Here is a 20682-nt window from a genome sequence, read left to right on the forward strand (position 1 = left end):
TATCGTTTCCCTCCTTGTTATTCACCGTATAAATACATCATGCGTGGTGCTGTATTTTCAGTCAGTAATTTTTTCATAATTTGTGATTCGACATCTCCATTGAATACATCATGCGCTTTCATGGACAGAATCGCTTTAAAATTAGTAGGCATTCCATATTCGAATACTTCTGCTTTTTCTAAGTGATAATCTTCTTTCATTGCAGAAATAACACTTGGAAGCTTACCATAATCATCCGCAAGTCCCGCTTCAATCGCTTGACGACCATTCATGACACGTCCATCCGCTACTTTACGGACAGCTGCTTCAGACATACCGCGACCCTCTACAATAATATCAACGAAGCGTTTATACGAATCATCAATCATTTCCTGTAGCATTGCACGTTCTTCAGGTTTCATGTCACGTGTCGGGCTCATCATGTCTTTATATGGTCCAGACTTGATCGTCGGGAATTCCACACCGTATTTTTCAGCCAATTTTCCGTAGTTAATCGATTGCATGATGACACCAATCGAACCAGTCAATGTTTCAGGATGAACATAAATTTTATCTGCAGGAGCTGAAATATAATAGCCTCCTGAAGCCGCCATACCACCCATCGCTACGTAGACCGGTATTTCTTTCGATTCCTGAATTTCTGTAATTGCATCATAAATATCAGATGACTCCAATACACCGCCACCTGGTGAGTTGACAGAAAGGACAATTCCTTTCACCGTATCGTCATTTGATAATTCATTCAACTGTGTCAAGAACTGCTTGTGGTTGTACTCTGCTCCACTAAAAATTGTAGCTTCCCCAACATCTTGTATGACGCCATCTACCGTCAATACCGCAATTCGCTCATTGACACTTCCTTCTTCTACTACTGTTTCTTGCACTTGAGTCTCCATTAAATTGATTTCATTAACGAAACTGTTCCAATCTCTCGTGAAAACCCATGACATCGCGTTAATACCTACCGACACAATAATTAATGTGGCGGTTACCGCTACGGCAATCCATCTTTTTGCATTCATAATTAAAGTTCCTCCTTTGTCCACATCTACCTATACGTTCCTCATCGTCCAAATGTTTCATTCATGCTACACTTATTCTATTAACTGAATAAGGAGATGATTCAAATGAATTCCCTACATACTATTTTTCTCTTCAGCCGTTTGGATGAAGACACCGTACATAAAAAACATTTTATTGCCCAACGCCTTAAAAACGAAGGCTTCAAATTAACAGAAGATCATACCGAAGCGACCGTGGTCATTAGTATCGGCAGTGACGGCACATTCCTTCAAGCGGTTCGTAAAACGGATTTCCGTCAGGACGTTCTATATCTTGGAACATCTGTAAAAGGAGCACACGGTGTATATTGTGATTTCAAATACGATGATATCAGTCGCCTAACAGAAACTTTACAGCAAACTACAATTGAAGAACGTCATTATCCACTTCTCGAAGTAACGATCAATCAGCAGAACGCATTCTTCTGCCTGAATGAATTCAGCATACGTTCCACGATCATCCGCACATTTGTCATGGATATTTACATCGATGATTTATTGTTCGAAACGTTTCTTGGCGACGGCATGATCATCTCCACACCAACAGGCAGTACGGCGTATAATAAATCCGTTAAGGGCGCCGTAATTGATCCGCGACTTCCCTCTTTCCAAGTGACAGAGCTCGCGTCAGTTAATAATAACCGCTACCGCACACTCGGCACGTCGTTCATCCTAAGCAATGAACGAACGTTGACGCTCAATATCCAACAAGAAGGCAATGAATTCCCTTCCATTGCAGCAGATAACGAAGCACTCGGTATTAAACAAGTAGAAAAAGTAGAAGCGCGACTCAGCAATAAAGTCATTCGTACCGCTAAACTTCTAGATAACTCATTCTTCGAGAAAGTCCAACGTACGTTCTTCTAAAGTAAAATGAAAAGGACTGTCAAATGTCGGTACAAAACGACTCCTGACAGTCCTTTTTATAGCCTTACGACAACGTTAATTTTGATTTTGTTCTTTTTTGCGCAATTCAACACGCATAATTTTTCCTGAAGAGGTTTTTGGTAACTCTTCTATAAACTCAATCTTACGTGGATATTTATAAGGTGCCGTCAGTTCTTTGACATGATTTTGCAACTCTTTTACAAGTTTTTCAGTTGATTCTGTCGCATTATCACGCAAGACAACAAACGCCTTGACGACATTTCCGCGTTCAGGATCAGGGCTTGCTACTACCGCGCACTCACGAACTGCAGGGTGCTTGATCAACGCATCTTCCACTTCGAAAGGTCCAATCGTATAACCCGAGCTCACAATGATATCATCGCCTCGGCCCTCAAACCAGAAATAGCCTTCCTCATCTTTTTTAGCACGGTCACCCGTAATATAATAATCCCCTCTAAATTGCATCTTCGTGCGTTCAGGATCATTTAAATACTCATGGAATAGCGCTGGTGTTGATTTATGAACGGCAATATCGCCTACTACGCCCACGCCTGCCGGTTTACCTTCATCAGTAATGACATCGACGATATTTCCCGGTGTAGGTTTACCCATTGATCCAGGACGCGGCTCCATCCCAATCATCGTACCGACAAGTAGCGTATTCTCTGTTTGTCCATATCCATCACGAACAGAAAGCGAGAACTGTTTTTCAAAAATATCAATGATTCCACGATTTAATGGCTCTCCTGCTGAGACGGCACTTTTCAGAGAGGCTAATGAAAACTCGTCCAATTTCTCAGCTTTTGCGATGAATCTGTATTCAGTCGGCGTACAACATAGAACATTAACTTTGTAGTTGTCCACGAATTGTAAATATTTGTCTACGTTGAATTTACCACTGTAGACGAAACCTGTCGCACCGCTTCCTAGAACAGATAAGAATGGTGTCCAAATCCACTTCTGCCAGCCTGGTGCCGCTGTAGCCCACACAATATCATGTTCTTCAATACCTAACCAGTTCGGTGCAGTGGTTCGCAAGTGCGCGTATCCCCAACCATGTGTATGCACTACACCTTTAGGTTTGCCTGTCGTTCCAGACGTATACGATAGAAACGCCATATCATCACTAGCGGTATCACAAGCTGTAAACTCGGACGATGCATTTTTTTCTTGCTCAGTTAGGGATACTTCCCCTTCTTTTGCATCTCCGATAATATAAACTGTCACTTTATCTAGATTTTCTACATGCTCCAGTTGATCGGTGAACGCGTCAAATGCAATAATTGCTTTTGCGTTACTGTGCTCAATTCGATATTCAATTTCGGAGGAACGAAGCATTTCAGAACTAGGGATCACAACAAGTCCTGCCTTTAGTGCAGCAATATATGTCACATACGCTTCAATCATACGCGGTACCATGACTAACACTACATCCCCTTTTTTCAAGCCAGTCGATGTCAGCACGTTCGCTGTACGGTTAGCGGCTAGGATGAGTTCGTCGTATGTTACTTCGTGTTCTTGGTTTTGCGAATCTACATAAATTAATGCTTTTCTACCATCACCCGTTGCATACTTTTCGAATTCCGAAACAATATTGTAACGAGCTGGCGCAAGTAGTTCTTCTCGGTTCATTTCCATTCCCCCTTTTATGTAATACTACAAGTATACAAATAGAATGGCGAAATTTCAAAACATTATATACTTTTTTCCATTATACTGTTTGGAAAGGTATAGTATGAGTTCTTTTAACATGGTGAAGGAATGAAGGAAAAGGATAGGCTGAACGGGAAAACGTAAGGGAATTTATGCTTCGGAGGGGACGCTTTCCTGCGGGCATGCCTTGAGCCAAGTGAACAGCGAAGGGTTCCCTTTGCCGTATTTCTGTGTACTGTGCAGAAATTAAGGCATCATTCCGGGGTCTCAAGGCTCATGCTTTTCCCGCGGGAGTCGCCCCTTCTACGCACAAATCACTGCAATGTAAAAAGGAAATACTTATCATTGTGCATTGAAGTTAGGATTGTGGTTACTTGAACTTGTAACAAAAAAGTTTAAAACACAACAACCGATCACATACTAACGCCAATAAGCGATCAATATCTAACCACTTTTGAAGTAGGATGGAAGCGGAAGCTGGGGCGACTCCGAGAGGATCAGCGTGAGCCTTGAGACCCCGCAGGAAGCGAAGCGGACGAGGAGACTCAAGCCACGCCCTCCGGAAAGCGTCCCCAGCTGGAGCTTCAATCCCATCCCACTTACCATTGCCTTACCTACCCTATTCCTTTGAGCACTTGAACTCACACCTTAAACCTAAAATTCATTCAAAAAAAGATGCCCCAAGAAGCGCTGTGGCTTCCGAGGCATCCCGTGTCTTACGATTTACTTAGTATAACCGTTCATTTGTGACTGAGCCTGACGCACTAATCGCTTTGTAATTTCTCCGCCGACGGATCCGTTGGCACGCGATGTTGAGTCTGGTCCAAGTTGTACTCCAAATTCAGAAGCAATTTCTTCCTTCATCTGGTTAAGAGCTTGTTGTACTCCGGGAACTAACAATTGGTTCGAGTTGTTGTTGTTTGGCATGTTGTTCACCTCCTTGTGACATTAGAATGGTCATTTTTCAAAATATCATGCAAGGAAGGTGATAGGTAATTTTTTCTTACAACAAGTCTTCGAAATCTTCTTCTGTTTGTTTGCTCGGGATCGTCGTAACCCGTTGACTAGCGACTTCTGCTACCATGTCGTCAAACTCCTGGAAGCTTTCGTAGTACGCGACTTTTTCGACTTGCGGCTTCGTTTTATTGCTCGGTGGTGTGAATACGGTACAGCAATCGTCGTATGGACGTATGGAAATATCGTATGTACCAATTTTTTGAGCGATCTCAATGATTTCTAATTTGTCCATTGCGATGAGCGGACGCAAGATCGGTGTATTCGTCACTTCATTAATAGCCGTTAAACTCTCGAGTGTCTGACTCGCTACTTGTCCAAGGCTGTCACCTGTGATCAAACCAAGAGTATTCGTGTCTTTTCGTACTTGTTCGGCAACTTTCATCATCATTCTTCTCGTAGTCGTCATGGACAAATTACTTGGAACTTGTTTCACAATCGTTTGCTGCAATTCGGTAAACGGAATGACGTGCAAACGAATGACTGCCCCGAATTTTGTAAGCTGTCTGACGATGTCTTCTACTTTCTCTATCGCCAAATCGCTTGTGAACGGTGGACTAGCAAAGTGAATGGCATCAAAAGACACGCCGCGTTTCATCATCATATAGCCTGCGACTGGACTGTCTATTCCTCCTGATAACAACAGCAACGAGTGGCCATTAGAGCCAACTGGCATGCCACCTGCACCTTTATAGGTGTGTGAAGAGATATAAGCTGCTTCGTGCTGGATCTCTACATATAATAAAATTTCGGGCTTCTTCATTTGAACGATTAAATCAGGCAACACTCTCAATACGTGACCGCCTAATTCTTGTTGCAATTCTCCTGTATTGAGCGGGAAACGTTTGTCTGCACGCTTGACATCTACTTTAAACGTCTTGCCAGCAGTCTCCGTTTTACCAAGAACTTTTAATGAAGTTTCTTTAATCTCTTCTAATGTAGGTTCACAAATTACAATCGGACTGAATGATTGAATGCCAAAAATCGACGGCAATATTTCCACTGCACGATCCAGTTCTTCAGGTTTTTCTGTATAAATGAACATCCGGTCACGTTCTGCACGCATCGTAACTGTTCCTAAGTCAGACAAAGCTGCCTTTATATTCGCTTTCAGTTTACGGATAAATTTACTCTTATTTTTCCCTTTAAGCGACATTTCACCATATCGAATTAAAATGGTATTCCAGTTCATTTCCCCACTCCTTTTCTAATCAGTTCGACTAATTGTCGAACCGCTACTTTCAATTGTTCGATTTCTTCTATTGTTTGACTTTTACCTAAGCTAATTCTGATAACACCTTTTTCGAACTCTCGAGGTACATGAATCGCTTCAATCACATGGCTTACATCCGAATTCTTTGACGAACACGCACTGGAAGTCGAGACGATCAATCCTTGTTGTTGTAGGAAGTTAATCGCAATTTCCCCTGTAATATGTGCAAATGCGACGGATAGTATATACGGGGCACTTGCGTTTGGCGCCAATACTTTACATTCATCTATTTCCGAGAAGAACTCGACCAGATCATTCCGCCATTGTTGGAACTGCTGTATATCCACTTCTTCGACGAGTAAACGAGCGGCTTTCGCAAGTGCTGCCGCATGCGGCACCGATACGGTTCCACTGCGCAATTTATGTTCTTGCCCGCCTCCAAAGACCATTGGTTGCAGTCGAATATTATTACGATAAGCTAAAAACCCACTATTTTTAATTCCATAAATTTTATGAGCGGATAATGAAACAAGATCAGGTCCCTCCGTGAAATCAGTAAGCGGAAATTTCCCAAAGCTCTGCACACAATCAGAATGGAACATGGCGCGTGAAGAAGAATGGATAATTTTCGCACATTCCTCAATCGGCTGAATTGCCCCTATTTCATTGTTAACATGCATGATACTAACTAAGATCGTATCTTTTTGCAACTTCGCTTGCAGTTCGTTCAATGAAATTCTTCCTTCTTCATCTACCGCTAAATAATCCACAGTGAAGTTCTGCTTTTCCAATTCTTGAAAAACATTCAATACAGAAGGATGTTCAATGCTCGTTGTGATTAAATGACGACCTTTATGCTGATTGGCGTACACATAACCTAGTATGGCAAGATTATTGGATTCTGTCCCACCTGAAGTGAAAATTCCCTCTGTCAAGCCTAGTCCGATCGTTGCAAGCAGTTGAGCGCGCGCACGTTCTAATAACTTCTCTGAACGTTTTCCTTCCGCATGAAGCGATGCAGGATTGGCAAAATACGACGTAGATGCATCCATAAAGGTGCGAAGAACTCTTTCATCCGGCTTAGTTGTGGCGCTATGATCAAAATACATATGTAATCCTCTCCTTTCTATATGAATGAGCGAAACAAAGCCACCGGAAAACCGGTGGCTTTGTCGGAATATAGTTATACTTTCACTTGAATCATGCCTTGAATTTTTTTCAAAGCTCCTGGTTCCACTTCTTCAACCGCAGTACCTGCTTCTTCCAATGCTCTCAAGTAGCGACATTGCATGAAGGACTCTTCAGCTTTCAACAATTTAGTGTGAACTTCCGGATGAGACGCACGGTAACGGTTACCGTATTGGATGATTCGTTCTACAAGCAATGCGTTTTCAATCATGTCTGCAGCTTTCGCACAAACATCTGTAACCACTGTATCTGCTTTTTGAACATAGGATTCAACCAATGCCATATTAAGTGGCACTTCTTCCAAACTTTGTTTCACAATGAATATTTGTTCGTCCGCTTCTTCAAGCTGTACTTCCATATCATCGGGAATTCCCGGGATATTGGCACGGTGTAAATTACGATCCGCAATTTGAAGTTGTTGTGCAAGTGTCACAATACGGGAGCGTACCAGATTTTCGTCAATGCGAAGATTTTTGATACGGTTACTGAACTTAGCATGTGCTTCAGAAATTGAATCCAATTCTTCCACTAGCTCTTGCAACTCAATTTGTTGAGCTGAGTAAGCCAAGTTTTTTGCATCTTGACGTTCGATAAATATTTCAATTCGTTTCGCCAATGCATTCAACTTTTGCAATGCCATTTGTGGAATAACGACTTCATTTTCATCAAGACGGTAACTTTGTTGAACAAATTTCACTTCTTCGATCGTATCTGGAATCGCATATTGAAGTTCTTCAAACAGATCCAACATTTGATCCAAATGCTCATCTACGTAATGACGGGAACTAACTTCCTCTTCCAATACGTCGTAGAACGATTCGATTTCATCATGAATTTCATTCACTTCCGCTGCTACTTCTTCCACATCCAAACGTGCTAATAACTGTCGAAGATCCGCAATTTGCTGTTCGATTTTGTCGAAACGTGAAGGCATTTTCAAGTGTCCTAAGTAATACTCTTGACCTTCCATTTCGATAATTCCTTTACGTAATTCTCGTAAAGCCGCTGGGATTTTCGTTTGCAGCTCATTAAGTAATGCAGGAATCTCATCAAGTAAAAACGAAAAGCGTTCTTCTTTTGCACCTAGTACAATGACAATTTCACGCGCTTGTAAGTAGTTACCATTTTCGATAAGAGCGTCGTATTCTTCAAATCTAGGATTGAAAGATTCCCACTCTTTTTCTAAAGGCTCTACTGCTGGTCCAAATGCGTACTGATGAGCTAAGATCTTTTTGCGCGCGGCACGGTGGTGTTCTTTTACCGTTTCTATTTCGAACCGATTTCTTTCTTCACTGCCAATCAGTTCGTTTAGTTCCTGCAAGATCGTTCGCATTTCTTTTTCACATTCGTTCAAGATTTCGCGGATTTGTTTTTCTGTTTCCGTTGCTTTCTTAAAGCGGAAACGATCCACTTGTCCTTCAGCATCCAGTAAAAGCATATCTACATTATGAAGGCGATCATCTACTACTTCTGTCCAATTATTGCGCCATCTCTCGAACATTTCTTCTGTTTCGCCGGTCATGTTCAACTGCTTTACTTTCGTCATTTCTTCGAATATTGGCTCGTTTTGAATTTGTAATTTTTCTTGTTCCATTTCACTGATTTCTTGTATATGCTTTCGCCTAGACAGAAATGCCATCACTGTTAAAACAATGATGATAACTAATGGAATGATGACGTATATCATCTCACTATGATCCCCCTATCCCACACTTCGCGCATAAAGTGACTACTTTAGATATTATAGTATATCGTAACATGTTTAAAGCATTTTCGTCTTCTATTCACATCTTTTTTAAAAAACAACGAACTTTTTATCACATCCTAGGATATTTCAAGAGGAATTCTCGTATTTTCACATTCTTTTCTTACAAATTTCGCAAACTATTCATTTATATAATAAAAGCTACTTCATCTCACCAACACTCGGCAAGCTTTCTTTGCATTCATTATCTGGTAAACTATGTACGAGAAAGAGGTGGGACTAGTGGATAGCAAAGATCCGTATCAAGAAGATTTGGATGATGATGAACTACAAGATCTCGTACTCGAAGCACAGCGCGAAGCATTAGAGAAAGCAGCTGTTGAAAAAAATGTCCGACGCACCTATCGTCCTTTCCCTAAGTGGATGTTCTGGATCATGGCAACTACTTTAGCTCTTAGCACGTTCGCCATTGTCTTTCAGATATACTCCATTCCAGCATTGGAGTTTCTAAAAGCATCGTCAGAGTTATCTTCAGATCCACAAATAGCCGAATATAAAGAAGCAGTAGTTGTCGTAGCTACAGAAAATACTAAAGGTACAGGTTTTTCTATTAATGAACAAGGCACGATTATTACGAATTATCATGTAGTAGAAGGAAATGAATCCATGATCGTCTCTTTCCCTAAAGGCGAACGATTTACCGCAGATGTCACAAAAGTGTTTCCAGACATTGATCTTGCGGTACTTGAAGTGAACGGAACGAATCTTCCTCACTTAACTTTAGCGGAAGAAACGACCTTTTATGATCACGAGCCCATTACGTTTATCGGAAATCCTTTGAGCTTTTCAGGAATAGCGAATAAAGGTCACATAATTGACTACAAACAACTAGCGGATTGGGATATCCCTGTCGTCATGATCAAAGCACCTGTTTATAGAGGAAATAGTGGAAGTCCTGTTATTAGTGAGAAAGGTAAAGTGATCGGCATTGTGTTTGCTACGTTAGATGAGGAAACGCACGGTAAGGTCGGGTTGTTCATTCCTGTAGATGCTTATTACGAGGCCATTGCTACTGAAGAAAAGTAAGTGATAAGAGAAACTGTTCGGGATGAACACTTCGCAGGGCGACCTATTCTACTCGTTATGTATACAAAAATAAAACCGGTCAAAGGAACGGAATCCTTTGACCGGCTTGTTTACTGTCTTATTTTTTAGCGACTAGCAATAGTCTGCCTTTGTCTAGTTCGCTTTCGCCTTCTTCAGCTTCTGTTTTTGAAAGACCTATTGCTTCCATCTGCGCGCGCAATGTATCGCCGCGAGATGTGAACATGTTCTTCATTGTTTCAAGGAAGCCCATCTCTGCCATACCTACTTGCTCTGAATCTAATGCGTCTGAAATTTTGTCTTCACGATCTTCACTATGTGCGAAAACATAAATCTCATCATGCGTGTAACCTTGTGTCACCAATTCTTCAATCTTCTTTTTAGCTTGCACTGCGTTCTCTAGGAAAAACTTATCCATTTTATCATTACCTCCATATATACTTGTTTTTTGTTCTATTCATCTATACCTATTCTCAACATTGCTTAAACAATAATGACGATTTTCACATCCTTAGAACCATTATTCTGTTTTAAACTGATAGGAACTACGTAATTTCTAGACAGAAAAGTAACCTAATAGTCAGAATATGCTATACTTTCCTTATATTGCGGTAAAAATAGAGGGGGCTATTTCATTGTCAACAGAACGTATTGAAGCAGGTTTAGTCAAGATCAAGGAATATGTAAGTGAAGAAGAGGCCGAACGCATGATGACAGCTGATGCATTAATAGAACTGGCTCCAGATTTACGGAAGTACATAGTGGAGTTCGCGTATGGTGAGATTTATTCACGTCCAGGGCTCGACAGTAAACAAAGACAATTGGTAACTCTTGCTTCACTCGTCACACAAGGAGCGACTACACAAATTCAAACGCATGTAAAGCGTGCATTGACCGTGGGTTTAACTAAAACGGAAATCGTAGAAAGTATCATGCAACTCATTCCATATGTTGGGTTTCCACGTGTACAAACTGCGTTGACTGCAGCTCAAGAAATACTCGAACAAGAAAAATAACAGTAAAATCCGGCCGAGAGATTGCTCTTGGCCGGATTTTTTTCTTACCATCTATAGATTGCAGCTGCACCCGTTTCAACAGGCATCCGTTCTTTCGGAAGAACTGCGACTTCGCCTCCCGTTTTAAAAACGGTTTCTGCTAAGTCATCCAGTACATCGTCTACTGTGGATTCTTCTTTCAATTGCTTGTAGGCTTTACGACTCCTACAATGTAGAAACTCCTTGACAAACAACGATAATTCATGTATAGTAATTTTTTGGGATTGATAACAGATCTGACATTAAGAAATGGCGTTCTGCAGATGTTTATTCGGAACACTTATTCATCACTGGCGCGACTACAGGGTCGCAAGGACGCAAAAGTAGGTAGGGTTTGCGTTGCTTAAGGGAAACAACCAGTAGAACACGACCGCGGCAAAAGAGGTCCAATCAGAATCTACATGCTATATAAATCAACACATATAATCGTTGTCAAACGTAACATTAGAGATCCTATTACAAAAAGCGAGCTCCCCGATATGGGACGCTCGCTTTTTTCAATTCAAATGGCTTCAAACGCTTGATCTAAGTCTGCCATGATGTCATCCATATGCTCTAGACCTATAGATAAGCGTAGTAACGTATCCGACACGCCCATCTTCTCGCGATCTTCTTTCGGTACAGCAGAGTGTGTCATCGTCGCAGGGTGCTGCATAAGCGTCTCTGCGTCCCCTAGACTAACCGCCAACTTAATGACCGATAAATGATTCAACAACTTCTGCGCATCTTCTTTTCCACCTTTAATCGTAAAGGAAATCAATCCCCCACCCGTTTTCATCTGCTTCTTCGCAATCGCATACTGCGGATGCTGATCGTCAAACGGATAAAATACTTCCTCTACTTTCGGATGCTTCTGTAAATAGTCAAAAATAATCTTGGCATTGGCCGAATGTCGATCCATTCGAATAGGCAATGTTTTAATCCCACGCAACAACAGCCACGCATCGAATGGTGAAATGATACCACCGAAATCTTTTAGCACTGTACCACGAAGTTTTGCCATGTCGTCTGCATCTTTACCTACGAGCAGCCCTGCGATCACGTCACCGTGCCCATTAATGTATTTCGTCGCGCTATGCAACACATAATCTACGCCAAAAGTTAAGGGTGTTTGGATGTAGGGCGAGCAAAATGTATTGTCCACTACCACCTTCAAATTATGACGCTTGGCTACATTGACTACAGCTTCGAGATCAACTAGCTCCATCGTCGGATTGATTGGCGTTTCTACATATATACATGTAGTCTCAGGCTTCACCGCTTTTTCAATCTCTTGTTCTGTCTTCATAGAAATTAAATCATGCGTAATATTATACTTCTCTTCTAATATTTTTAAGAATCCGAATGTGCAACCATAAATTCCGCGAGAGCAAATCACATGATCATTTGCTTTGGTTAAATGAACGAGCACTGCACTGACCGCTGCCATACCGGAAGCAAATGCAAGTCCTACTGCGCCCTCTTCCATCTTGGCAATACGTTCTTCAAGCACGGCGACCGTCGGATTTCCTAAACGAGAATAAATATTCCCCGCTTCTTCACCAGCAAAACGCCGCTCTCCTTGTTCAGCCGAATCAAATACATACGTTGAGGTTTGATACAGCGGCACAGCCAGACTTCCTTGATGATCTTTGCTGTCATATCCTTCATGAATCATGGCCGTCTCTTTGTGCCAGTTGTTATTCTTTTTCATGCTGATTCCTCCTTGTTATAACGTATTCAAATTATTATGAAAGCGCTTTAGTCTAGTGTACATCGATTGTTTGAAAAACGAAAGAGCTATATCTTCTGCATTTTTGTAAAGTGAAGTAAAATCCTCTAATCCAACTTCCAAAAATGAAATGCTTGACCAATAGTCAATAAATTGGTATGCTAGGCTTTGTGTAAAATATTCGCAGCAGTTATGTGTTCTATTTTGTCCAGTCTATTCCTTTTTAAAGGTGCACCACGTAACCTCGAGGCTGCAGGGGCGAAGTTGCAAGATTATAGAATGGCAGATGGATTGAACATATCTGGTCTTATTTTACAACAAAATAAAACCAACAGAGGAGGAGTCTCTCATGGCTCGATATACAGGTCCATCTTGGAAATTGTCACGCCGTTTAGGTATCTCACTAACAGGCACTGGTAAAGAAATTGAAAAGCGTCCATACGCACCAGGACAACACGGTCCAAACCAACGTAAAAAACTTTCCGAATACGGAATGCAATTACAGGAAAAACAAAAACTACGCTTTATGTACGGAGTGAACGAACGTCAATTCCGCACACTTTTCAACAAAGCTGGTAAAATGCAAGGTATTCACGGTGAAAACTTCATGATCCTTCTTGAAGCTCGCTTGGATAACGTTGTGTACCGCATGGGTCTTGCACGCACTCGTCGTGCAGCTCGTCAGCTAGTCAACCACGGTCACATCTTGGTAGACGGCAAGCGCGTTGACATCCCTTCATTCGCAGTAAAAACTGGTTCTGAAATCTCTCTTCGTGAGAAATCTCAAAACTTGACTGCTATCGAAGAAGCACTAGAAGTGAACAACTTCGTTCCAGATTTCGTAACTTTCGATAAAGATACGAAAAAAGGTACATTCGTACGCCTTCCAGAGCGCGGCGAATTAGCTGCTGAAATCAACGAAGCATTGATCGTTGAATTCTACTCTCGTTAATAACAAGGAAACCCCGTTGGCTGAGATATTTATCTCGGCTGGCGGGGGTTTTTATGTTTTATTAAAAATATAGTTAATACACTTTTATTTTTTTTTAGCATTACTATAATCTACGATATTACGATATGAATTATTCTCTGCATCTAAATGAAAGACCGCAATGTTATCTATTCTATTTTCATTTTTTTTAATAAATAAATTCACATAATCTGAATCGTGGGTCGAAAAAATTAATTGTTGGTCTAGCTGACTTAATACATCAGTTATTGAGAATCTATTGAGATCATCCATATTCTGAATCGGGTCGTCAATTGCTATAAAATCAAAATAACTAAAAGTTTGTGCTATATTTGTAGCAATAAATATAGCAATTGCCAAAACATTCATTTGACCAGAACTTAATATATAATTTGCAACTATATTATTATTATCATTTTTAACTTGAATATCTAATTCATTATTTCCTGTTATCTCAAAGTATAAATCATTAAATTCTGAAGGATTAGGATTTAGATAGTGATAGTATCTCCTAATTGGAGATGCTATACTGTTTAAAAAATCGCTAGCCTTATCGCCAAATTGTAAATTTATCTCCACTATTTTATTATTTAGAATTCTACTTTTTTCCAAGAAATATTTTTTGTTTTCTAGAAGGCTATTTTCTTCTTCTTCAATACTATTTATATACTTTTTTATTCTACTGAGTTCGTTTATATTAGTTGATTCACTTATAATATTTTCAATCTTTTGTTCTTCTTTTCTAAACCTTCTTAACTCTACACTCAAAAACTCTTTCAAAGATGGAATAGAATTCTTTTTATATATTGAAAACAATTCTGTTAACACAGATAAGCTTGAACTCATTTCGTTTAATAGTTTTCTTGATCTATCAATTTCATATTTATTACTAAGTATTCTTTGTTCAATAGTTCTTAGATTTTTTTCTTCGTTATTTATTAGATCATTAAATTCTTCAATTGTAATACTTCCAAACTTCAAAGCTTCATTTTCAAATTGCGATAAATCCTTACTAATGGCATCAATCTTTTGAGATATTGCTAAATCATCAATCAGAGATTTATGCTCTGCTTCTATGACTATTTTTTTTCGTTGTACCTTTTTGATATCGTATAAAAATAACGATGCATCAAATAAAATATTATTCTGAATTGAATTTATTACACTATTTAACTCTAAGATTATTTGCTCATTAATTTTAATAAGATTATTAATTTCAATTCTACTGTCTAGTAGTTTTCTTTGTTGATTTTCAAATTCTTTTCTTTTTTCTATATTATTCTCAATAAGTTCTTTATGTTTCCCGCTTTCAAAAATAATGCTTTTAATCTTTTTATTTAAAACACTATCTATATCTTCAACATAACTATCACATACTGGGCATATATCTTCTGAATCTGATTTGTCAGATATAAATAATCGGGTATCTTCTACTAATAGTAATAGTTTTTCTATGTTATTTGAAACAATTCCTTGAGAGAAATCTGCAAGTAATTCAGAAATATCGATTTTAACTTGTTCGATATTTTTCTCTAAATCCTTACTTTCAACCTTTAATTTTTTTGTTTCAATAATTTTAATATCTAATTTTTCTTTGCTAACTAAATACCGTTCCAAATTATCATAAGCATATTGAAATATCGGTAACTTTATATCAAGTTGATTTTTTTGTTTTTTTAATTCTTGTGTTAACACTTCATTATAGTTATAGCCATTATTTTTAAGTCTTATTAACGACTTAGACATATTCTCTTGATTTTCATTATTTTGACTAAGTATTTCTTTTTCTTTAATAGTAGCTGTTTTTTCTTCATGTAGCTGTTTTATTTTTAATGCCGCTTGATTTTTCGAATTAATATCTTTCTGTATAATTTCTTCTAATTGTTCTATTTTTATCTCAGTCTTGTTTATCAAATCAGTGAATTGTAATTCATTTTGTTGATTGAATGTATTGAATTTTGATAAGGAATTTAGTGATCTGTTCAGCTCAGATACTGCATCTTTTATTACGCTTAACTTTTGAGAATATAAATTAATATCAATTTTATCTTTTAACTCTTCATTTCTTATTCCTATTTTCTTTATATTCAAATCAAATATTACTTGCTCCTTTTTTTTGGTTTCTCTAATTTTATCTACTTCTTCTCTTATTGTATTAACCTTATTTAATAAAATCTCAGCAGTTCCAGATAAATTATTTTTTAAATTATTTATCTTTTCAAATCCCATTATGGAAGCTAGTGAATTATACCTATCTTTTGGTGTATCCTTTGTGATGAAATTAGTTATTTGAGTTTGTGATAATATATAGGCCTGACTTAATATTTTATTATCCCATTTTCCATTAACGTTTTTGGAGATAATCTCTCCCATTTTTTGATTTACTTTATCTTCTCCAGAAGTTAATTTAGATAACTCGCTTGTGTAAAGAGTTGTAAAAGTTTGACTATATGAGTCTGGACTATTTTTCAAAAAACTTTTTTTCAAAACATAATCGTCAAAATAGATTGCCACAGAACATTCTTTGCCAATGGAAATGCTACTATTTGCTACAACACTTTTATATTCATTTTTAGCTAAAGAAAATCTACTAATTTCACCAGTTATACACCATTCGATCGCATCAAAAAAAGAACTTTTTCCATTACCATTATCTCCATACAAAATTATAATATCTTTTGATAAATTAAATGATACTTCACCTATATAATTTCTAAAGTTATTAACAACTAACTTTTTTAATCTCATAACATTTCTCCTTGTAATAAGTTTTCTTTTAAAATACCTCTAAGTTTTTGTTTTGATAACTCTCTATACTCACCTTCAGAATTTACTATTTCCTTAATAGTTTTCTTAATCTCTATATCTTGCACATTTTCAATTAAATCATAAAAACCAAAAGAAATATTAGGGTCTTCTGTATTATGTTTTAAGTTTAAAAAAGGCACCCTTTCCAAATCTTCAATAGTTTGAAGTATATATTTCCTCATATTACGGGAATCTCTTTCTATATTATAAAGCTTTCTATTTTGTTCTGTTTCATTATTGATTAATATAAAATAATAAACGTTCCAAACATTATAACTTAATTTTTTCAGTAGTTCTCTTAGTGACAGAATATCTGCATTAACAGATTTTAGATCTTCTTCTTTACTATACTCCTTAATAATAATCCCTTTAGCAATATCAACGTTATACAAGAAGGTATATTGAGAAAGATTATGTTTGAAAACATGACTATTCTTTACAAAAAAATTGTTTTTAGCTAAAATTTCTAAAAGTTCTGGCTTATTAAAGTTTCTCAAAATCTAAATCCTCCTTGATCTTCCTTTTCATTTCACTTATATTTCCATACCTTCTTCTCATTTTATGAATTCCATCTATTTTACTATCTTCCACATCCACTATTTTAATTTCACTTTTCACTCTGGCTATCGATTCGTCAGAATCATCTTCCAACAATAAAAGTTTTGAAGCATTCGCTACTTCTTTACAAACAACTTCTATAACATCAACTGGATCACTTTCGTTATCAAATTCTCCAGCTAAAATAATTTTAAATGAAGGGTTATTAGCAATCGAAAACTGATCTTCATATTCTAAACTTTGAAATACTTCCTCAAACTCATTCATAGCTTCTTTAATTGTATATGCAAATTCTTCCTTAACTCCAAATATGTTAAATGGTTGACTTGCAATATTTATTAAAAGAAATTTTTTGCTCTCTGAATCGACTATAATTCTTCCTCCAAAATATAGCTTTACTAGTAGCATAACTTTAAAAACTCTTTCAGATTCTTTTTTTTGCCGTTCAGCCTTGCTTGACCTAAAATAAGTGGAATTCAAAGATTTAAAAAGATACTTATTTAAGAAAGTAAATATTGTTTCTATGTCAGAATCAGCAAAATAACTCAATAACTCGCTCTCAAACTCATCAATAACAATTGAAAATTCATCATATATATCTGTGGATTTATACTGATCCTTAATTCCTTCAATAAAGTCTCCTAAAACCTCTTTCGTACTATTAGTTGTTATGTCTTTTTCTCCAACCGCTTGCATTCTATTTCTAATTAAGGCGATCAGCTCTTCTGAATCCTTTTCATTTACTATTTGAATACTCGAATTTTCCGGAAAATAACACTTCTTAAACAGATATGAAATAATCATATCTATAACAACATCGTCAGCTCTGTAATAACTATTAAAATATTCCCCAATATCATGACAGAGAATCTTTTTTATACTATTGTGATTTATATGTGTTACTTTAAAAGCTTTAATTCCACTAGTCACTTGGGTTTCATTCAGATTGTAATTAGTCGTATTTTCAATAGTTCTTGTAAATAAATCACCTTCTACAAAACCATTTTCAAAGTTCGTATTATCATAAAATTGTTCGAAATCTTTGCACACTCGAGGTGCTTGCCGAAAAATACAATTAGAAACTAATTCAAACTCTAACTTATAATCATAACCCTCAAACATCTTTTGATTACTTATAAGTTTAGGAATCCACTCAGAATATGCTAACGTTTCACTAACTGGACAATGAATAACATTCTTAGTTTTAACTTGAACAAACCTGATTGTTGTATCATTATACGCAATTATGTCTTGATGATGATCAACTACAATGTTCGTCCACTTTCCTTGAAACATTTCCACCATATAATGTATAGTGACTAGTAATTGATAATAAAATCCTGACATCGCGACGAGACCACCATCTTCTTCGGGCTCAGTATTAAATAATATTTCCTCGATTTCATTGGTATTTTGAACGTTCTCTATGATTTTTTCCACATTAAATAATTTATCTTTTATCTCTATGCTGCTATGACTTGCTATTTCAGAAAAATATTCATTGTTAACTCCGTTATTTTCACTCAATACGTCTGACACTATCTCATTAATTTCTTTTTGACCACTCGATAATTGCATCATTTGGTTTAATCTCCTGTCAAATACATTCGCTGTAGTAATTAGTTTTTTATGAATTGTATAGTGCAAAATATAAGTACATAGTATTGCAAACAAACTCGGCGTTGCAACTTTACGTGGAGTGGTGGGCATGATAGCCTCTGCAGGCAAAGCCAGCCCTTGATGTAGCTGGCTTCTTGGCTTGGTACTCATGCCCGCAGAGGTTCCATGTCAAGTTGCAACATTGTGTAGTTGCAATTGCAATCTTGTGTATTATGGTTTTGCAAAATACATGAATTTAAAAATTTAGTCATAGAGTATTTAATTATATTTTTTGGCCAATTGTACAATCAAGTTAGCCACCTGAATTCAAACAAAAAAATGCCACTATAAAATTCGTGTATCATTGAAGTTGCGAGACTAACAATGAACGGACACACCAATCGAGAGATCGGAAGACGCTTAGAATGCGCTCATCAAACGATTGCTAATGAACTGAAGCGCGGAACCACGACCCAGCTTAAGACGGGTCGCACGCCCTATACAGCCTATTTCGCTGAAACAGGACAGGCGATATATGAACGTAATCGACTCCAGTGCGGCGCGAAAAGTTAGCTTCTTGTGGCGAGTGAATTTGTCGATTTCGCGTGTGGGAAAATCTTGGATCAAGGCTGGTCACCAGATGCGGTCGTCGGGTTTACAAGTCTTCAAGACGACTGGAAAGACCTACCTATGGTGTCCACCAAAACCCTCTACAACTACATTGATTTGGACTTATTGCGTGTTCGAAACATAGACTTGCCGATGAAACTTAGACGAAACACCAAGGTCAAACGCGTCCGAAGAAATCGTCGTGTTTTAGGTATGAGTATCGCTGAACGACCAGTTGAAATTGAAAACCGTCAAGAATTCGGTCATTGGGAAATTGACACGGTAGAAGGACGAAAGTCAGACGATAACGCATTATTGACGCTTGTTGAACGTAAAACGAGAAACTATTATGCCATCCTCCTAGATGATCAAGATCACGATTCAGTAGACTACGCGATGAACCAGTTACGACTGGATTTCGGCGAGCTGTTTCCTCAAGTATTCAAGACGATTACGTCTGATAACGGCAGCGAGTTTTCTAATCTGACAAAGGAAGATATTAAACTACCGACAGCCAGCCATTTTGTTTGAAGAAAAGTTAGCTAGGTTAGCTTAGTATTTCCAAAACGAGCTCATCGATTAAGGGATAACATTCCCCTTCATACATACTCTAGATTTTATCTAAGTGGCTAACCTAATATTGCAATTTAGGCATTTAATAACTTTCTAATAACATCTAAACTCATAAACGGGCTGATAATCACAATCTTTTCTTCACACTGATTTATTGAGTGGAATACATCAGACTCAATATTTGTAGTCAGTAACTTCATTTAACTTACCTCCCATTAGTAATATACACCCTTTTGTTTGATACTTAATAGTTATATTTAGTTCTATTATACTGTAATTAAGGCTGTCTGTGTATTTATGAATGGAAGGTAATATCTTGTTCTTTATTGTTAAATCTAAAACAGTTTTGATTTATCAATAAAGAACAAAATATACAAGAAAACTGGCTTTAATATAAGTGTCACTTCTCAAAACCATTCTAATTTGTTCAAGTTCTTAGCATCGACAATATTAATATTTTAAAAAGCATTTTTTAATAATTGTATTTAGCCATCTCCACTTCAAATATCTCTTTCACTTCCTCCGAAGCCACCCCACCATAATTAACATAACCCGTCTCCGGCCAATAAAGTGATCGTGTCATAGTCCCATCTACTAACTCAATTCCGAAAAACACCCGCTTTCCTTCCGTAGCACGCCTATCCGGTTCATACGGCATGATCAGCAACTCTTCAATCAGCTGCTCTGCATGCTCATCCGAAAACTTCCCAATGAACGATAAGTCTTGCTCACTTTGTAAAATGACTCGCTGTACTTTCCCTTCTATATCTAAAAAATCTCCCACTGTTTTAGCCGTATCCGATTCAGTTACTTCGTATACTTTTCCGTCTGCTATAATTGTAAGCGTCAAACAGTGAACACGTTGTTTAATATAAAAGAAAATGCCCCAAAGAATCGATCATAAAGATTCTTGGGGCGTTTTCTATTTCTTTGACTGGATATAACAATTCTTTGGTAAGGTCTTCGACCAAGG

Annotated in this window: 19 protein-coding genes; 6 read left to right on the forward strand and 13 right to left on the reverse strand. The window is 37.7% G+C overall.

Annotation, left to right across the window (positions count from 1 at the left end):
• Positions 1-17 precede the first annotated feature (17 nt).
• Positions 18-1022 (reverse strand): signal peptide peptidase SppA, encoded by a 1005-nt coding sequence (sppA, locus tag CSV72_RS05460; protein ID WP_099677471.1) that lies wholly within the window; start codon positions 1020-1022, stop codon positions 18-20.
• A 105-nt stretch (positions 1023-1127) separates the two neighbouring features.
• Between sppA and CSV72_RS05465 the strand changes: the two genes are divergently transcribed.
• Complete coding sequence (locus tag CSV72_RS05465) at positions 1128-1928, forward strand: NAD kinase (RefSeq protein WP_099677472.1); 801 nt, start codon at positions 1128-1130, stop codon at positions 1926-1928.
• A gap of 75 nt (positions 1929-2003) precedes the next feature.
• Here CSV72_RS05465 and mbcS read toward each other — a convergent pair whose 3' ends face one another.
• The 5 genes from mbcS to ezrA all read right to left on the reverse strand — a co-directional run bounded on the left by mbcS (position 2004) and on the right by ezrA (position 8704).
• A complete protein-coding gene (gene mbcS, locus CSV72_RS05470) occupies positions 2004-3581 on the reverse strand; it encodes an acyl-CoA synthetase MbcS (RefSeq protein ID WP_099677473.1) in 1578 nt (525 codons plus the stop codon).
• Between the two features lie 744 nt (positions 3582-4325).
• A complete protein-coding gene (locus CSV72_RS05475; protein ID WP_085426568.1) occupies positions 4326-4529 on the reverse strand; it encodes an alpha/beta-type small acid-soluble spore protein in 204 nt (67 codons plus the stop codon).
• 76 nt (positions 4530-4605) lie between these two features.
• On the reverse strand, positions 4606-5808 hold the full coding sequence (gene thiI / locus CSV72_RS05480; RefSeq protein WP_099677474.1) for a tRNA uracil 4-sulfurtransferase ThiI: 1203 nt from the start codon (positions 5806-5808) through the stop codon (positions 4606-4608).
• A complete protein-coding gene (locus CSV72_RS05485; RefSeq protein ID WP_099677475.1) occupies positions 5805-6938 on the reverse strand; it encodes a cysteine desulfurase family protein in 1134 nt (377 codons plus the stop codon). Before CSV72_RS05485 ends, thiI begins: the two co-directional genes overlap by 4 nt.
• 74 nt (positions 6939-7012) lie before the next feature.
• Positions 7013-8704, reverse strand: a complete 1692-nt coding sequence (gene ezrA / locus CSV72_RS05490; protein ID WP_099661244.1) for a septation ring formation regulator EzrA — start codon at positions 8702-8704, stop codon at positions 7013-7015.
• A 300-nt stretch (positions 8705-9004) separates the two neighbouring features.
• Here ezrA and CSV72_RS05495 point away from each other — a divergent pair, with 300 nt between their 5' ends.
• Entirely contained in the window at positions 9005-9808 is an 804-nt protein-coding gene (locus CSV72_RS05495) for a S1C family serine protease (RefSeq protein ID WP_099677476.1), read from the forward strand.
• Positions 9809-9926: 118 nt separating this feature from the next.
• Here the strand turns inward: CSV72_RS05495 and CSV72_RS05500 are convergent, their stop codons facing one another.
• Entirely contained in the window at positions 9927-10244 is a 318-nt protein-coding gene (locus tag CSV72_RS05500; protein ID WP_099677477.1) for a YflT domain-containing protein, read from the reverse strand.
• A gap of 217 nt (positions 10245-10461) precedes the next feature.
• Here CSV72_RS05500 and CSV72_RS05505 point away from each other — a divergent pair, with 217 nt between their 5' ends.
• Positions 10462-10842, forward strand: coding sequence for a carboxymuconolactone decarboxylase family protein (locus CSV72_RS05505; protein WP_233191083.1), 381 nt, complete (start codon positions 10462-10464; stop codon positions 10840-10842).
• A 44-nt stretch (positions 10843-10886) separates the two neighbouring features.
• On the opposite strand, the gene CSV72_RS16695 is transcribed toward CSV72_RS05505, so the two are convergent.
• A complete protein-coding gene (locus CSV72_RS16695; protein ID WP_158232158.1) occupies positions 10887-11024 on the reverse strand; it encodes a hypothetical protein in 138 nt (45 codons plus the stop codon).
• Between the two features lie 359 nt (positions 11025-11383).
• On the reverse strand, positions 11384-12574 hold the full coding sequence (megL, locus tag CSV72_RS05510) for a methionine gamma-lyase (RefSeq protein WP_099677479.1): 1191 nt from the start codon (positions 12572-12574) through the stop codon (positions 11384-11386).
• A 367-nt stretch (positions 12575-12941) separates the two neighbouring features.
• On the opposite strand from megL, the gene rpsD reads away from it, so the two are divergent.
• The gene (rpsD, locus tag CSV72_RS05515; protein ID WP_099632789.1) at positions 12942-13544 is read left to right on the forward strand and encodes a 30S ribosomal protein S4; all 603 of its coding nucleotides are present in this window, start codon (positions 12942-12944) and stop codon (positions 13542-13544) included.
• A gap of 84 nt (positions 13545-13628) precedes the next feature.
• Here rpsD and CSV72_RS05520 read toward each other — a convergent pair whose 3' ends face one another.
• Genes CSV72_RS05520 through CSV72_RS05530 form a run of 3 tightly spaced genes read right to left on the reverse strand, consistent with a single transcriptional unit; the run spans position 13629 to position 18698 of the window.
• Positions 13629-16310 carry an AAA family ATPase gene (locus tag CSV72_RS05520; RefSeq protein ID WP_099677480.1) on the reverse strand — a complete coding sequence of 894 codons (2682 nt, stop codon included), beginning with the start codon at positions 16308-16310 and terminating at the stop codon, positions 13629-13631.
• Positions 16307-16867, reverse strand: a complete 561-nt coding sequence (locus CSV72_RS05525; RefSeq protein WP_099677481.1) for an ABC-three component system middle component 1 — start codon at positions 16865-16867, stop codon at positions 16307-16309. The genes CSV72_RS05520 and CSV72_RS05525 overlap by 4 nt, the downstream gene beginning before the upstream one ends.
• Positions 16854-18698, reverse strand: coding sequence for a dsDNA nuclease domain-containing protein (locus CSV72_RS05530; RefSeq protein ID WP_099677482.1), 1845 nt, complete (start codon positions 18696-18698; stop codon positions 16854-16856). Before CSV72_RS05530 ends, CSV72_RS05525 begins: the two co-directional genes overlap by 14 nt.
• A 192-nt stretch (positions 18699-18890) precedes the next feature.
• On the opposite strand from CSV72_RS05530, the gene CSV72_RS17270 reads away from it, so the two are divergent.
• Both CSV72_RS17270 and CSV72_RS05540 read left to right on the forward strand, forming a co-directional pair.
• Positions 18891-19100, forward strand: coding sequence for a helix-turn-helix domain-containing protein (locus CSV72_RS17270; protein WP_369802882.1), 210 nt, complete (start codon positions 18891-18893; stop codon positions 19098-19100).
• A 6-nt stretch (positions 19101-19106) separates the two neighbouring features.
• A complete protein-coding gene (locus CSV72_RS05540) occupies positions 19107-19667 on the forward strand; it encodes an IS30 family transposase (protein ID WP_099677484.1) in 561 nt (186 codons plus the stop codon).
• 514 nt (positions 19668-20181) lie between these two features.
• Here the strand turns inward: CSV72_RS05540 and CSV72_RS05545 are convergent.
• Positions 20182-20559 (reverse strand): hypothetical protein, encoded by a 378-nt coding sequence (locus CSV72_RS05545; protein ID WP_099677485.1) that lies wholly within the window; start codon positions 20557-20559, stop codon positions 20182-20184.
• Positions 20560-20682 lie beyond the last annotated feature (123 nt).

This window comes from Sporosarcina sp. P20a (assembly GCF_002743175.1).
In the GTDB taxonomy this organism is placed as follows: Bacteria; Bacillota; Bacilli; order Bacillales_A; family Planococcaceae; genus Sporosarcina.

Coding starts and splice junctions, on each gene's coding strand:
- sppA (WP_099677471.1), bottom strand. CDS start 1,022: ATGAATGCAAAAAGATGGATTGCCGTAGCGGTAACCGCCACATTAATT.
- CSV72_RS05465 (WP_099677472.1), top strand. CDS start 1,128: ATGAATTCCCTACATACTATTTTTCTCTTCAGCCGTTTGGATGAAGAC.
- mbcS (WP_099677473.1), bottom strand. CDS start 3,581: ATGAACCGAGAAGAACTACTTGCGCCAGCTCGTTACAATATTGTTTCG.
- CSV72_RS05475 (WP_085426568.1), bottom strand. CDS start 4,529: ATGCCAAACAACAACAACTCGAACCAATTGTTAGTTCCCGGAGTACAA.
- thiI (WP_099677474.1), bottom strand. CDS start 5,808: ATGAACTGGAATACCATTTTAATTCGATATGGTGAAATGTCGCTTAAA.
- CSV72_RS05485 (WP_099677475.1), bottom strand. CDS start 6,938: ATGTATTTTGATCATAGCGCCACAACTAAGCCGGATGAAAGAGTTCTT.
- ezrA (WP_099661244.1), bottom strand. CDS start 8,704: ATGATATACGTCATCATTCCATTAGTTATCATCATTGTTTTAACAGTG.
- CSV72_RS05500 (WP_099677477.1), bottom strand. CDS start 10,244: ATGGATAAGTTTTTCCTAGAGAACGCAGTGCAAGCTAAAAAGAAGATT.
- megL (WP_099677479.1), bottom strand. CDS start 12,574: ATGAAAAAGAATAACAACTGGCACAAAGAGACGGCCATGATTCATGAA.
- rpsD (WP_099632789.1), top strand. CDS start 12,942: ATGGCTCGATATACAGGTCCATCTTGGAAATTGTCACGCCGTTTAGGT.
- CSV72_RS05520 (WP_099677480.1), bottom strand. CDS start 16,310: ATGAGATTAAAAAAGTTAGTTGTTAATAACTTTAGAAATTATATAGGT.
- CSV72_RS05530 (WP_099677482.1), bottom strand. CDS start 18,698: ATGAGTACCAAGCCAAGAAGCCAGCTACATCAAGGGCTGGCTTTGCCT.